1 protein-coding gene is annotated in these 627 nt (G+C 46.1%); it reads left to right on the top strand.

Annotated elements, in window-relative coordinates; all coding sequences use genetic code 11:
• A partial coding sequence (locus GMD4S_RS10000) for a DinB/UmuC family translesion DNA polymerase (protein WP_000327368.1) occupies positions 1-627 on the top strand: 627 nt, incomplete at both ends.

Genomic DNA, 627 nt, shown 5'->3' with positions numbered 1-627 from the left:
ACTGGTCTTACCAGGATGTGGAAGAGAAGGTTTGGGCCATTCCCAAGATGACGGACTTTTGGGGGATTGGCAGGCGGATGGAGAAACGCTTGCATACTCTGGGGATTTTTTCGATTAAAGAACTAGCCACCAGCAACCCAGACCAGCTAAAGAAAGCTCTGGGTCAGGCTGGCCTGCGTTTGTGGTTTCATGCTAACGGGATTGATGAGAGTAATGTTCATAAACCCTATAAAGCCAAGTCCCAAGGCTTGGGAAATTCTCAAATCTTGCCGAGAGACTACGTGAAGCTACGGGATATCGAAATTATTCTTCGAGAAATGGCGGAGCAGGTGGCTATTAGACTGAGAAGGGCGGGCAAGAAAACAACCCTTGTCTCTCTCTATGTTGGTTTCTCTAAGCAGGAGGTCAGGTCGTCTATTCACACACAAATGAAGGTCGAACCGACTAATAATACTGCTGTTTTAACAGACCACGTTTTGAAGCTATTTCATAACAAATACACTTCTGGAGCGGTCAGAAGTGTCGGAGTCAACTATTCGGGATTTGTGGACGAGTCCTTTGGCTTGATCTCCCTCTTTGATGATGTTGACAAGTTAGAAAAAGAAGAAAGGCTCCAGACGGCTATTG

The sequence above is a fragment of the Streptococcus sp. GMD4S genome (assembly GCF_000296955.1).
Note: the sequence above shows the minus strand (reverse complement) of the source record. Positions and strands in the feature narration are given on the sequence as shown.